Source organism: Rhodococcus sp. YL-1, assembly GCF_001942025.1.
Taxonomy (GTDB): Bacteria; Actinomycetota; Actinomycetes; order Mycobacteriales; family Mycobacteriaceae; genus Rhodococcus_F; species Rhodococcus_F qingshengii.
This window is the reverse complement of sequence record NZ_CP017300.1, coordinates 55,855-68,914: the sequence shown is the minus strand read 5'-3', so window position 1 is coordinate 68,914 and position 13,060 is coordinate 55,855. Positions and strand designations below refer to the sequence as shown.

Annotated in this window: 9 protein-coding genes and 1 pseudogene; 3 read left to right on the top strand and 7 right to left on the bottom strand. The window is 62.3% G+C overall.

The features are described from left to right. Positions 1 to 25: 25 nt before the first annotated feature. The 3 genes from BH682_RS29975 to BH682_RS29965 all read right to left on the bottom strand — a co-directional run bounded on the left by BH682_RS29975 (position 26) and on the right by BH682_RS29965 (position 5,363). Complete coding sequence (locus BH682_RS29975; RefSeq protein WP_075835924.1) at positions 26 to 3,454, bottom strand: helicase-related protein; 3,429 nt, start codon at positions 3,452 to 3,454, stop codon at positions 26 to 28. A gap of 283 nt (positions 3,455 to 3,737) precedes the next feature. Next, positions 3,738 to 3,917: a hypothetical protein gene (locus tag BH682_RS36040; RefSeq protein WP_143542514.1), complete on the bottom strand. Its 180-nt coding sequence runs from the start codon at positions 3,915 to 3,917 to the stop codon at positions 3,738 to 3,740. 765 nt (positions 3,918 to 4,682) lie between these two features. After that, the gene (locus tag BH682_RS29965) at positions 4,683 to 5,363 is read right to left on the bottom strand and encodes an NUDIX hydrolase (RefSeq protein ID WP_075835619.1); all 681 of its coding nucleotides are present in this window, start codon (positions 5,361 to 5,363) and stop codon (positions 4,683 to 4,685) included. A 60-nt stretch (positions 5,364 to 5,423) separates the two neighbouring features. Here BH682_RS29965 and BH682_RS36465 point away from each other — a divergent pair. The 3 genes and pseudogenes from BH682_RS36465 to BH682_RS36460 all read left to right on the top strand — a co-directional run. Further along, positions 5,424 to 6,371: pseudogene (locus BH682_RS36465) on the top strand (ADP-ribosylglycohydrolase family protein); the annotation flags it as partial. A 1,779-nt stretch (positions 6,372 to 8,150) separates the two neighbouring features. Then, positions 8,151 to 8,708, top strand: a complete 558-nt coding sequence (locus tag BH682_RS29955; RefSeq protein WP_223304382.1) for a DUF5067 domain-containing protein — start codon at positions 8,151 to 8,153, stop codon at positions 8,706 to 8,708. Positions 8,709 to 8,743: 35 nt separating this feature from the next. Next, the gene (locus BH682_RS36460; RefSeq protein WP_075835615.1) at positions 8,744 to 8,938 is read left to right on the top strand and encodes a hypothetical protein; all 195 of its coding nucleotides are present in this window, start codon (positions 8,744 to 8,746) and stop codon (positions 8,936 to 8,938) included. A 91-nt stretch (positions 8,939 to 9,029) separates the two neighbouring features. Here BH682_RS36460 and BH682_RS29945 read toward each other — a convergent pair whose 3' ends face one another. The 4 genes from BH682_RS29945 to nrdH form a co-directional block, all read right to left on the bottom strand. Continuing rightward, entirely contained in the window at positions 9,030 to 10,220 is a 1,191-nt protein-coding gene (locus BH682_RS29945) for a hypothetical protein (RefSeq protein ID WP_075835613.1), read from the bottom strand. 1,011 nt (positions 10,221 to 11,231) lie between these two features. Continuing rightward, positions 11,232 to 11,549, bottom strand: coding sequence for a helix-turn-helix domain-containing protein (locus BH682_RS29935; RefSeq protein ID WP_065353036.1), 318 nt, complete (start codon positions 11,547 to 11,549; stop codon positions 11,232 to 11,234). After that, positions 11,546 to 12,625: a tyrosine-type recombinase/integrase gene (locus BH682_RS29930; RefSeq protein WP_075835920.1), complete on the bottom strand. Its 1,080-nt coding sequence runs from the start codon at positions 12,623 to 12,625 to the stop codon at positions 11,546 to 11,548. Before BH682_RS29930 ends, BH682_RS29935 begins: the two co-directional genes overlap by 4 nt. Before the next feature lie 124 nt (positions 12,626 to 12,749). Then, entirely contained in the window at positions 12,750 to 13,037 is a 288-nt protein-coding gene (gene nrdH / locus BH682_RS29925; protein ID WP_075835609.1) for a glutaredoxin-like protein NrdH, read from the bottom strand. Positions 13,038 to 13,060 lie beyond the last annotated feature (23 nt).

Below are 13,060 nucleotides of genomic sequence, written 5' to 3'. Positions count from 1 at the left end.
GAGAGTTTGAATTGAAGTTATCCCCTTAGGAGGGTGAGGTTCCTTTCGCCCAAGTCTTGGCCCAATCGAGGCGCACCTCGGTGGCGGCGAGGTCGCCCATGTCGATACGACGGAACGGCTCGTGCACGTATCGGAGTTGATCGTGGTCCGGCCCTTGATCGCTGACGGCCACGAGGGCAAGGCGGTGCTGATCGGGGACGTTCTTGCCGTAGAGGACTTCGTTGAATGTGACAGTGAAATCTTCCGCACCTTCGACGCGCCCTTTGACCTCGATAAACACGTAGCGGCCGTCCGCATCGAGGGAGCGGATATCGTAGCCCTTGTTGTTGTGTGGCATCTCCTCGGGGACCCTGCCGAGTGCGCGTTCTGCCGCGAGGATCGCGTCGACCGCGCGGCGTTCGACACGGGCAGTATCCCGGGCGTATGTAGCTACCGGGCCCGGCAGCATCCCTGCCGGAATGATCAGGGCAGCTCCTTCGACGCGGGGTGGTTTCGCCGCGAGCCGGGCGTGCCGGTCGAGCTCGGTGGTTCGGGCATCCAGGCGTGCCTCGAGGTCACGGGCTCGGGCTTCGAGGCGCTCGGGGTTCTGCTTGTTCTTCGTCGGACGACCGCGCTGGGCTGAGGAGTTACTATCGCGGATACGTGCAGCTTCACTGTCGAGGTAGTTGACCTGTTGCGTGAGTCGTTTGTGCACCGCGGTGCGGGTCTTTTCCACCAGTGGCAGTACCCGGGACCGGACTTCGTCCAAGTGCTGGGGTTGGGCGTGGGCGATTGCCCACGATTCGGCGAGCCGATCAACCCCGCCGGCGAGCCACGCCTGCGCAAGCACACTGTCCGCGGCGGTGCGGGCGGTATCGGGCAGCGGGTGCAGGTCCAGGTATGGCGCCGGCCCACAGCTGGTTGCTTGACCGTCTGGGGTCAGTGCGATGAATTCGAAGCGTTTGGAGACCACTTGACCTGTGCCGTCGATGATTTCCCCGGTCACTGCGACGATCAGACGCGGCTGCTCACCAGGGTCTGTGGGATCGAACAGGACTGTGCCCGATTCGAGGGCATGACGGTGAGTCTCGATGGTGGCATCGAGGACTGTGTCGAGCAGAGGATGTCCGGGGGCGAGGAACTCGGCTCTCGTCCCTCCGTCTGCGTCGATGTTGGCGGTGTCGAACGTGACCCGGTGATATCGCGAGGCTATTGGCAAGGCTGCCCCGGGTCGCTGCCGGGCACGTAGTGCGGCCGGGACGTTGGTGATCTCGAATCGTCCGGCTTCGCGGCGGGTGAGACGGCCGCCGGCGCGGGCAAAGGCATCTTTGAAGAACGCGGCAATATAGTGCGGCTGGAGTTTGCGGGCGCGGGCCTCGTCCATCTCGCGGCGTAACCGTTCGAGCTCGTGCGGGTCGAGGCTCTCGCGGGCGAGGGCACGCTCGTCGAGGAGGTCGGAGAGTCCGCGGGCGACCTCGGCGTCGATGATCTGGTTGAGTTTGTCGAGCTGGGCGGGGTCGTCGCCGTAGCGGACGGCATCCATCAACAACCCGCGTAGCGGCTGGTCGGCGAACGCGTCTCCGAGGACATCGAAGAGTCGTCCACCGTAGGCGCGGCGCTGGGTTTCCATTTTCTCGAGGAGTCGGGTGAATACCTGGCCCTCGCGGGTGCCTGCGGCGACGAGGTTCCACAGTCGACAGGTGTGCTTTTGCCCGATGCGGTGAATGCGGCCGAAGCGTTGCTCGATACGGTTCGGGTTCCACGGCAGGTCGTAGTTGATCATCAGGTGCGCAGCCTGCAAGTTCAAGCCTTCACCGGCAGCGTCGGTGGCGACAAGAACCTGGGTGGTGGGGTTGTGGGTGAACTGCTCACGGATACCGCGGCGCTCCTCACGGCGGGTACCGCCATGGATGGTCACCACCGCGTCGGGCCGGCCGAGGATGTTGCGGATCTGCTCGGTCAGGTAGAAGAGGGTGTCCTTGTGTTCGGTGAACACGATCAGCTTCCGCGGTGCGCCTTGTGGGTCGCGCAACAGGTCTGCGTCCAAGAGCAGAGATCGCAGTTCCGCCCATTTCCGGTCCTCACCGGAGTCGCGAACCTGCTCTGCGAGTGCGACGAGTTTCTGAAGTTGGGCGATTTCGACGTCGAGTTCGGCAACAGTGCGGGCAGCAGTCGCCGCATCGACGACCTGTTCCTCGAGGTCCTCGAGTTCGTGGGAGTCGAGTTCGTCGGGGTCGGCGAGCCTGGCCCCGAGTGTGGTGTCATCGAGCAGCCGCGGTTGCGGGGTGAGCATGTCACGACGTTTGCTCTCGAGTCGGTCGCGGCGTCGCTGCAGTGATCGCACGATCGCATGAGTCGAGGACGCAAGGCGACGCTGGAGCACGGTGAGGGCGAATCCGACTGTGCGGGCCCGGGGGTTGTCGTTGCCGAGTTGGCCGGCCTTGTTCATTTCTTCCCGCACATACCGCGTCACTTCTTCGTAGAGGTGCTGTTCCCCGTCGGAGAGGGTGTAAGGAACGGTTTCGGCGATCCGCTCGGGGAACAACGGTTTGCCTTCGAAAGTGAGCAGTTCTTCCTTGACCACCCGCCGCATCAACCCGGAAGTGTCGGTTGTGTGCGCCCCTTCCCGGTATTCGCCCTCGAACCTGTCCGGGTCCACCAAGGCCATGAAAGCCTGAAAGCTGGCTTCGTTGCCCGAGTGTGGGGTGGCGGTCATCAGCAGGAGATGGCGGGTGATCTCACCGAGCTTTTGACCGAGTTGGTAGCGGCGGGTCGTGTCGAGCTGTCCGCCCCACCAACTCGCCGACATCCGGTGCGCCTCGTCGACGACGATAAGATCCCATTCGCTCGAGTCGAGCAACACGAGTAGGTCATCGTTGCGGGCGAGTTGATCCATCCGGGCAATCAGGATCGGGTGCCGGTCGAACGGATTGGTATCCACGCAGGAAGCGATCAACTCCCGAGACAGCAACTCGGCCGCGATTCCGAACTTCGTCGCAAGCTCGTCCTGCCATTGCTCGACCAGTGAGCCGGGTGCGACGATCAGCATTCGGGACAGGTCTCCGCGGAGCATCAGCTCTTTCGCATACAGCCCGGCCATCACGGTCTTTCCTGCGCCGGGATCATCGGCCAGGACAAACCGCAGAGGTGTTCGTGGCAGCAGTTCCCCGTAGACCGCTCGGATCTGATGCGGCAACGGATCCACAGCGCTCGATGCGACGGCGACCATCGGATCGTGCAGACCGGCCATCCGGATCCGCAGGGCCTCGGTGGCAACCCGGAAGTCGGCAGGGTCGGCGTCGAAACCCCACCGCGCTTGGGGGGTCGCGATCCGCAGGCGCTCCTCGTCGAGCCGGTACAGCACCTGCTGTCCGAGGCCGCCCGAGGCGTCTTTGAAGGTCACGGTCACTGCCTCGGTGCCGTACCGATCCACGGCCACGATCGTCACCGGCTCCGAAGCAACGCCGATCAACATCACACCTGACTGGAGGTCCTCCAGACGAGCCGGAACACCGTCAGAAGAACTATCTGCCACGCACCTCACCTTTCGTCAACGAGCAATCGGTTCATCGTGTCACCCTGAACCGACACGTCGACAACGAAATAGTCAATCCGGCTTGCGCGGTATTTGTGTCGGCGACGCCGGCGATGCCCGGTCCGCACCGCCCAACATGCGCCTTTGCTATTGACCAGGGGTGTCCACTCTGTACTTAATCAAGCTGCGAAGGACGACGGAATCGACTACTCGAGAACGATCTTTACCGACGGTTCCCAGGGAGTCCGCCACGTGAGACTCCGCGGAAGGCGCTCTGACGCTGCTTCGATATGTCACTGACGACCTCCTGGCCGAACTTCACCATTGCGTCGTTTCCCACGAACCCCTGGCTTGCCAACTCCGCGCGCAGCGCTTCGGCAATCGACCTCGGCAGATTCTTCATATACCGATCCACGATCCCGGGGATCCACTGCCGCATTTCACGGATTGATGCGCGAGTGGCTGCTTCGCCGAGTCCTGCAAGAACGACGTTGCGCAGCACAGCGACATTCGCGCTTGGCCCCTGAGAACTGGTCTTTCGGGCGTCCCGGGAAACGTTTGCCTCCCTGCCTGAATCGTTGTTCCTCGATGCACGTTTTTGAGATCTGCGACGTTCGAGGGCGAGCGCCTCTTCCATTTTCTTCGCCTCAGCCAGACGAGCGGGACGCGTCGCGTTCCACTCCCTCCGTGCGGACTTATAGCAGGACCGGCACAGTTCCAAGACCCAGTCGGAGACTCCCCCGCAACGGACACAAGTACGTAGAACTGCCATGACTAAATCCTAGGTTGCGGGTTGGAATCAGATTTCAAGGGCGCAGCTAGCCTGCGCTGGGCGATTACGTTCACCGTCCGGCGTGGCCCGGTCGGAAATCTATGGAAATGGCCGAAACACAGTTAGTCCAGTCTCACAATTAATGGGTCGTTCGAGCTGACATAAGGGCGGTTCTCGGACGCCTGCCGTCGACAAGCCGGCTGGTATTTTTTCGGGCTGGTCGTCGACCAAGGTGGAGAAGACCCCACAACCCAAGCAGGCTCCGGCGATGTCGTCGTCTGATCGCGTCGCAACATTCAAATTGCAGGAAGCCCAGGCGTTGCCGCCTCAGACACGCCAAAGGTCCCGGTCAGCAGTGCCTACTCAAGATTGGAGAACCTGAGGCAACGGATGCTGCTACCCGGTCAGTAACACCGACGCTTGCGCTGGCAGTCGACCCTCGTCTTTCCTGCGGAACATCTCAGCAGGCCGACCGTTACCCGGGTTCGACATCTCCCCCGTGCTCTCGAGCGCCTCGATGACATGGCGCCGGAACGCGTCCTTCTGTAACTCACGATCGAAGATCACCTCGTAGAGTTGACGCAGTTCCAGCACGGTGAACGAGTCCCCCAGCAGACCAGCGGGGTCGACCTGCGCCGCATACCGCGTTCGCAAGTCCTCAACCGCCAGCCGCACCATATCGGCATGGTCGAACGCCAACTCCTGATCCACCGTCCCACCCGACACGATCACCAGGATCGCGTCGGCAGGAAGGTCCGCGGCAGGCACGACGGCGGTGTGGGCCATCGATAGGACCCAGCCCCGGTCGTCGCGGGCGAGATCATCGAACATCGCCAGCTGGTGAAACTGTGTACCGACCAGGCCCGCTTTGGTGCGCAGCGCCCGTTCCGCTGCGTCGGTGAGTAGTTCGCCCTCGTGCAAGAAAGTTCCGGGCAACGCCAAACCCCGACGGCGATGCTCGACCACCAACACCTGTAGTGCGCCGCCGGAGTACGTCAACACTGCAACATCCACCGCCACCGAGGGGCGCGCGTAGTCCTCAAGAGTCTTGCCTTTCGTGTCTGTCCATTCATTCACTCTTGCATATTATCTCAAATCTGATCTATGCTTAGCGCAAAATTGATCAAAGGAGACGTAGTGGAGCTGAACACACAGCAGTCCGATCGCGCAGCAGGAGTTCTGCTTGCTACCGCCGCCGGTGACGCACTCGGTGCCGGCTACGAATTCGCCCACCTGAGCGCGGACACTGCCATCGGGATGACCGGCGGCGGGTCGTTGAATTGGGCACCGGGTGAATGGACCGATGACACGGCCATGGCAATAGCCATTGCCGAAGTCGCCGCCACCGGCACGGATATCGGTCACGGCGCCGGTCTGGATGGCGTTGCAGCACAGTTCGTTCGGTGGTTCGAATCGAACCCGGCGGGCATCGGCAAGCAGACCCGCGCAGTGCTCTCACAGCGTCCCGGCAGCGCCGACGCCATGACTGCCCGCGCCCAGGCAATTACCGGACGCAAAGGCGGAAACGGCTCACTGATGCGCACCGCACCCGTAGCGCTCGCCTACCTCGACAATCCAGAGCAATGCATCGACGCTGCCGCTCGAATCGCATCGCTCACCCACGACGACGAACGCGCCGTCCAGGCCTGCCAGCTGTGGACGTACGCGATCCGCCACGCTGTTCTGCACGGCACCTTCGACGGGGTCCGCGGCTACCTGTCCATCGCCCCGGCCGACGTCGCCGAGTTCTGGGGACCGCTGCTCGATCAGGCCGAACACGGCTCCCCCGAAGATTTCGCGAACAACGGCTGGGTGGTACACGCCCTGCAGACTGCCTGGTGGGCGATCACCACCACCGACGCCGGCGACGCCCGCCACCTCCAACTCGCACTCGAAGCCGCGGTCCGCGCCGGCGGCGACACCGACACCACCGCCGCGATCGCCGGTGGCCTGCTCGGTGCCCGGTGGGGCTCATCCGCAGTGCCGGCGCGCTGGCGCCGAATCCTGCACGGCTGGCCCGGATACACCGCGACCGATCTGGTGCGCCTGGCCGTCAAGACCGTCAACGGCGGCGCCGATGTCGACGGCATTGACAGGCGACCTGATGAAGAGGGGCAGAACAGCTCGGATGCTCTGGAGATCGCATCATCCACAACCCTTGTCGAGGTGACACCTGGTGTCGCAGTGGTGTTCGGTGAAGTCCCCGAAGGCCTTGAACTCATCAGCCTTGATCTGGTGCCGTCATTCGACCGAACGCAACTCTTTACTGCTCTGTGCTCGCTCGGCAACGTGGGCACGGTAGTTGGAAACATTGCGGAGGCTGCATCAAGCGTGCAGGGCCTATTTCGGGTCAACGATGCGACGTTGTCTCTGCTGAAGGGCGGCGGGCAGATGGCCGGAAAAGACGGCGCCAAACTCGGAGCGATCCTCCAGAATGGCAAGGTGGTCGCACAGGCACGCTTTATCCCCGTGTCGATGACGGCCGCAACGGCCATCGCAGCGATCGGCCCGGCCGTGGCCATGATCGCGCTCCAGATGCAGCTCGGCGAGATTTCGGGTCTCGCCCGCACCAACATCGCGCTCACCACACAGACACTCAAGACCATCCGAAACGAGCAGTGGGCCAAACTCGAGGGACTCGCGGAGGCCGTCGATGAGGCACTCCAGGAGGCTCACGAACTCGACACCATCACGGACTCTGTCTGGGAGCCCATCGCTCCCAGCGGTCCACTGATCCGCAAAGAGATGAACCAATACCGAAAGAACGTGGACGGACACATTCAGGAAATCCGGAAACTGGACGGGCGTGCGCTCCGCCACTACCTCGAATCCAACGCCGAGGCGATCGTCTTCGACACTCATGCGCTATTCAGTTCCCTGAAGACATACGCCGATTACCAGGCGATCCGTGCTGCGCTCGCCCGAACCCGAAGCACCAACAACGAGAGCGAAGCGCAGCTCGCCGACCTGATCGCGCGGGACTTACCCGCCGAGATCGACGAGTCTCTCCGCGAGATCAGGCAACTCACGGCATCACTCGTGCGTGAGTTGCGGATCATCGCCGAACTCCCTGACCGAGCTACGGCTCCGCTCACGCGAAAGCGCAAGGATACGAAGGCATCCCAACTTACGTGCAAGCAACTCCTCGACGCCATCGAACCCCTGGCCAACAAGCTCCATCCGGCAATCGAGATACCTGCCGTACCAGAGACCGTATGCGCGCCCGAGGGCCTTGATCTTGACCCGTACCTGCGTGTCCTTCGGTGGTTCCTCGAGGACGGCGAGACGCTTCGCAGCGTCGCGTTCCCCTACGAGGCAGGACCTCACAACCTCACTGGAGTCGTACCAGCAATCCTTGCCAAACGAGTTGACGCCACCTGGGACGCACTGGCTCCAGGCAAGGCTGGCGCAGTGGTCGAGAAACTCACTTCGAGCACCTTCATGGCTGTAACTAACCGCCGGATCGTCACCGCCACCCCGAAAACCCTTCTGCGGCGCGGCGAACTCGGCTCGATCTATTCGCTGGATGAGGTTAGGTACGTGCGCCCACGTTCGAATCATGTTGCGGGCGTACGCCCAACCATCGGCATAGCCACGGACCGTCGCGACGTCCAGTGGATGTTCCCGACCGAGGCCGACCCCGAGCACATAGACAACCTGGCTGCGGTGATCTCAGACGGAGCATCAGTCACAACCCGGACTCCAGCAGCGATCGACGAGTCTGCCGCACGAGGCACCACCGTCGGTTCCTGAACTCGGCGACACAGCGGAAACCTTCTGGCCGACGAGGAGTCGGGTCGCACAGGAGGTTTGGACCGCTGCTCGGTTTCTGATCATTGCTCGACATTGACCAAAGGACACCACATGCACTACATCAGCAAGCTCTCTCTCACCATCGCGACCGTCGGCATCGCGGTTAGCGGTCTCGTCGGCTGCAGCTCGGCAGGATCGACTGCCGCACCGCAGGCGGGCTCGACAGCCGCCGTCAACGCGCCGGCCGCAGCTCCCGCCGAGGCGTCGTTCGAGGACAACGTCCTCACCACGAAGGACGTCACGATCAAGATCACCGACGTGAAGACGATTCCAGTAGGTGAGAAGGGCAACGAGCACGGCAAGGAGCCCGTCATCGCATTCTGGTACGACACGACGAACGTCTCCGGCAAGGAGACGGATCCTATGACGGCATGGATATTCCTCTTCGCCGCGTACCAGGACAACGACCCCAACGCTGAGAACAAGCTTGGTGTCGGTTCACTGCCGGACGCTGCTTTCCTCGATTCGCAGACAAGCAAGATCAAGAAGGGCGGCACTGTCACTAACGCGGTCGCATACGAGCTGTCCGACACGACAACCCCTGTGAAGTTGGTTGCCTCCACGATCCTTCAGGACGAGATCGGATCGATGACCTTCGAGCTCAAGTAGGCACCAAGAGACCCGCACGAGGAAGAGCTGCCAGGATGATTGCCTGGCAGCTCTTCACTATTGATGAGCCCGGAAAGCTCTACGACGCGAACGCGCTGTACCTGAACGTGCTTCGCAATGTACTGATTCGCCTTGTTCAAGCGGACTGGTGCATGCCCGGTGGACCGACCGGATTCTTCTACGAGATGTTCCGCAATCTCGCAGGGTTGCCTGCAAAATGCAGTCTTTGACCCGATATATGGGGCGGTTATCGGACTTGACGGGACTACGAAAGAGTCCCCTTGACATCGCCCCGCCAACGACGTTGCTGCTAGTGATCATCTAGTTGTCGTTGATTCGTGGGTTGCTTCGGGCATCGAGGTAGTGCGCCCAGTCGCGGCGAGCGTAGTCGGCCCACCGACTGACGGAATGGATATGCAACCCGAGCAGGTCGGCGACCACCGGTGCAGGTAGATCTTCGGTGAGAGTACGGAGAGCGGAGTTGCGGCTGATCCTGACCGGGATATCGAGGTCGGTCATCGCGACCCCCACCGGGCGGGCATGACGAGCCGTCCCGGGCACGGTGCGGCTGGGAAACAAGAACGGCGAACCAGTCTTTGTAGCCAGAGGATGGGCGATGGCGGTTTCTACCAGTTCGTTGACCAATGTTGCGACCGGCGGTGGCAACCTGACCGGGTTGCGAGCGAAGACGATGTTGGTTTCATCATCTTGTTGCTCGACGGCGCTGGCGGTGAGTGCGAGGATTCGGATGAGAGGGATCCCGTACAGCAGCACCAGAAGTCCGGCGACACGCAGCGGCAGTTCGATAGTGGCGTCGGTGAGAAGTCGTCGGATTCTTCGTGCGTGTTCGTGTGCTTCCGCGACGTCGGTGGGGAATGCCGATTGCCTCCTCGACACGGCGGCGTCACCGATGATGTCTCGTTGTCGTAGCCAGAGGACGAAACCGGTGATCCTATAGGTTCGGTGCCCGTTGATGGAGGTCCAGCGGTCGAGTTGGTGCTGGTTCAGATCGGCTATCGCGAGGTCGTTCTCATCGAGCCATTCCAGTAGGTGAACTGCTCCCCAGATGATGGCTCGGTCACTTTGCGCGCTGGAGTCGGTGTAGCTGCGGCGGACGGCGCGGCGGCGAGCACGGCGCAGCACACTCCATTGTGCGTACGGCCGGATCAGCGCCGCGTGTTCTGCGGTCAGCGTTCCCGTCAGATGGTGGAGCCATTGTTCGAGTCGGCCCAACGGCTCGATTCGAGGCGGGAGGACATCAGCGTGGACGAGGACCGCACGAAGGTAATGCAACGCAGTGGACGGGGGGTGGGCGTCGAGGTCGGCATGCACGATCGGGTGCTCTACTCGTGCGATGTGTTGCAGCAGTGCAATGGTTTTCGGGTGGTCGAGCCATCGCAGAGTCGAGTCGGGACGTCGCTCCTCGGCAGCGAGGTACACGATGAACGGCAGTATCTGGGAGCAGATGTATCCGTGTTCATCCGCCAGCAGTGTTGCTGCCCGGCGCCGCACCGAGCACCGTAAGCAGGTTCGGGCGTAGTGCTGTAGGCCGGGCTGATCGCACGTCGTGCAGCGATAGTCGATCGAGGAGCCTGCGCACGGTCCGCAGACCGCGCGGCCTGTGAGGTCATTTGCGGTGAGGACCCCGATGCGTGAACACGTGGCGCACGGATCCGGGTGAATGAGAGCCTGGCGGTAGCAGGCCCGGCACACCGGCCCTTTCGGCCATATCGCCTTGGCGGATCGCACTCGCGAGCACACTACACAGCGGTGCGTCCGTTCGGGTCGGCACCGTTTACACAGGTCCGGGTGTTCTCCCCCGCTTCGATGTGCGATCGCCACGATGCGGCCGCATCGTCCGCATGGCCGGCGCGGCGGCTCGTAGCAGCGCGCACAGAGTGGCCCCGTGTCGCTGAACTTCTTGGCGATCGCTGTCCGTCCGCACTGCGTGCAGATGTGCTGTGGGCGTGCGCAGGTCCCGCACATCGGATCGCCCGAGTCGTCTCTCGTGGACGGGGCACGGACTCGTCCGCAGCGGATGCTTTTCTCGGTGCGTTGTGGTTCGTGTTGATAACAGGTGCGGCAGATCGTTCCGTCCGGGCGCACCGCAGTCGGATGCCCGGCCTTGCCGCAGCGGTCGCAGGTCACGGTGTTCGCTTTGGTGACGCACCATTCGCAGCATCGTCCTTCGGGAGCGAGGCGGATCAGTCTGGGCCATCGTTTACCGCATCGCGCACACGCGGGAAGTTCAACGCGGCATCCGGCCGCGTGCAAGCCGTACGCCAGGCGCACAGCGGTGATCGGGGCGTGAGGATCCGGTGAGGACAAGCATCCGGGGTGACTCATCAGATACCGGTGCAGGGTCCGTACCCCACGGGGTTGCCATGCCGCCGCGTCCTGGAGTAGTTGTCGTGCATGATCTTCGGTGATCTTTCCGGGCGCGACGGACTGGGTCGCCGCGATCATCCGTGCGCGTATCTCGTCGAGTGGTGTGCTCGGCGGCGTTCCTCGTGGTGGCATCGATCAGTGCTGCGGCCGGCGAATCGTGGTGCGTCGCAGCGGCGTGGGCGCGGAGCGGTCGCTTGCGGCTTTTCGGATCGTTTCGTTGACGATTTTCGGTTCGATGAGATCGTTGGGTGTGCATTCGAGTATGTCGCAGAGCGCAACCAGGGTGTCCATGCTCAATCGTTGCGGAGGTGAGGTGACCAGGCGGTAGACCTGCTCACGGGAGAGCGCGATTCCGCGTTCGGCGAGTAACGGGACAAGGTCCGAGGTGTGGAAGATGTCGCGTTCGGCCATCTTGTGCCGCAAGTGCCAGGCGTAGCCCATTTTCTTGTTCATGATTCGCTCCACAGTTCGCCGTGTCGGTTTCGCATCGCGCGGGTCAACAGTTGATTTCGGTACTCGTTCGAGACGCCGGTGTAGATCGACGTCGTCGATGCATGCGTGTGCCCGACCTGTTCTTGGACGAAGCGCACCGGGTAGTCGAATTCGATCAGATGGGTCACGTAGGAATGTCGCAGGCAGTGCAAGTCCAGGATCGGGTCGAGATTCGCGTCGTCACGGGCAGCAGTAAGCGCGGCGTTGACCGATCGCGGGGAGATGCGACCTGCGCGTTCGGTCACCCACAATGCCGGATGCGCGCCGGGCGCAAACGCTGGTCGGATTTCGGCCAGATAGTGCTCGAGGACGTCGACGATCCAATCGAATTCGGGAACAGTGAGCACAGTCCGGCGTTTCGTCGGCCCGCCGCGCGACGCCTTACCGAATCGAACCGCGACCGAACCCGACGAACCATACTGCGGGGCTTGGGAATTGCGCCGAAGATCTACCAGGTCGATATTGCACACCTCCGAGCGGCGTAGCCCGAAGGCGTAGCAGAACTTGAGCATCGCGGAATCGCGCATCGCCGCGAGGGCGCCTTTGCGGCCATTCTCCCGAATCTTCTCGGCTCGTCCGTCAGCGGCATCGAACAAGGCTTGGATCTCGTCGTACGTCAGCGGACGCCGACGCGGACTGCCTTCGTAGTCCCCAATGTGCAGCACGGAGTTGCCCTCGTGGAACACCAACTGGGGTGTTGACCCGAACCTGTCGGCGCACACCTGCATCCAGCCGTATCGGTGGTCGGTGAGGTACTCGCAGAACAGTCTGACCGTGATTTCGTAGCTCCGGATCGTGGACAACGCGAGCGCCCGGTCGCCGGATCGCAGATCACTGATCCATGCCTCAGCTTCTGCTGGAGTCCACTGCCACGGATACAGATTCGTGAACTCACCGAATCGTCGAATCATCCGAATCCGCGCTGCAATGGTCTGGTCTTTGAGGAATCGGCTGCGTTGTTGTCGCGTCCAGCCCTCGATCATCGCTTCCGACATCGCCGGTGCCGGATCGAGATGGACGACATTCCCCGCGAGTATCAGATGTGCCGATCCCGGCGCCTCGTTCACCACATTAATGTTGTATCAGATGCAACATTGTTACATCCACTCGAAGCGCACGGTCCGGTTCCGTAAATCCAGGACTTACAACTCCCCTGCGGCGTCAAACAGCCAGTCCAGACAGGTCTTTCGAATTGACGCTATGTTGCATCTGCTGCAATACATCCCATTTCACCAGATTCTTGATTCGGTCGGGCCGGAACCCCGCCCAGTGGTCATCTCCGGCGACGACGACCGGCGCTTGCAGATACCCCAAGCTCATGACGTGCTCGCGGGCTCGAGCGTCTTCGGTGATGTCGACGACGGAGTATTCGACTCCAGCCTTGTCGAGAGCGCGGTAGGTGGCATTGCACTGAACGCACGCGGGCTTGGTGTACACGGTCACTGTCATGTCATCCCCCTGGGAAGTGAGTC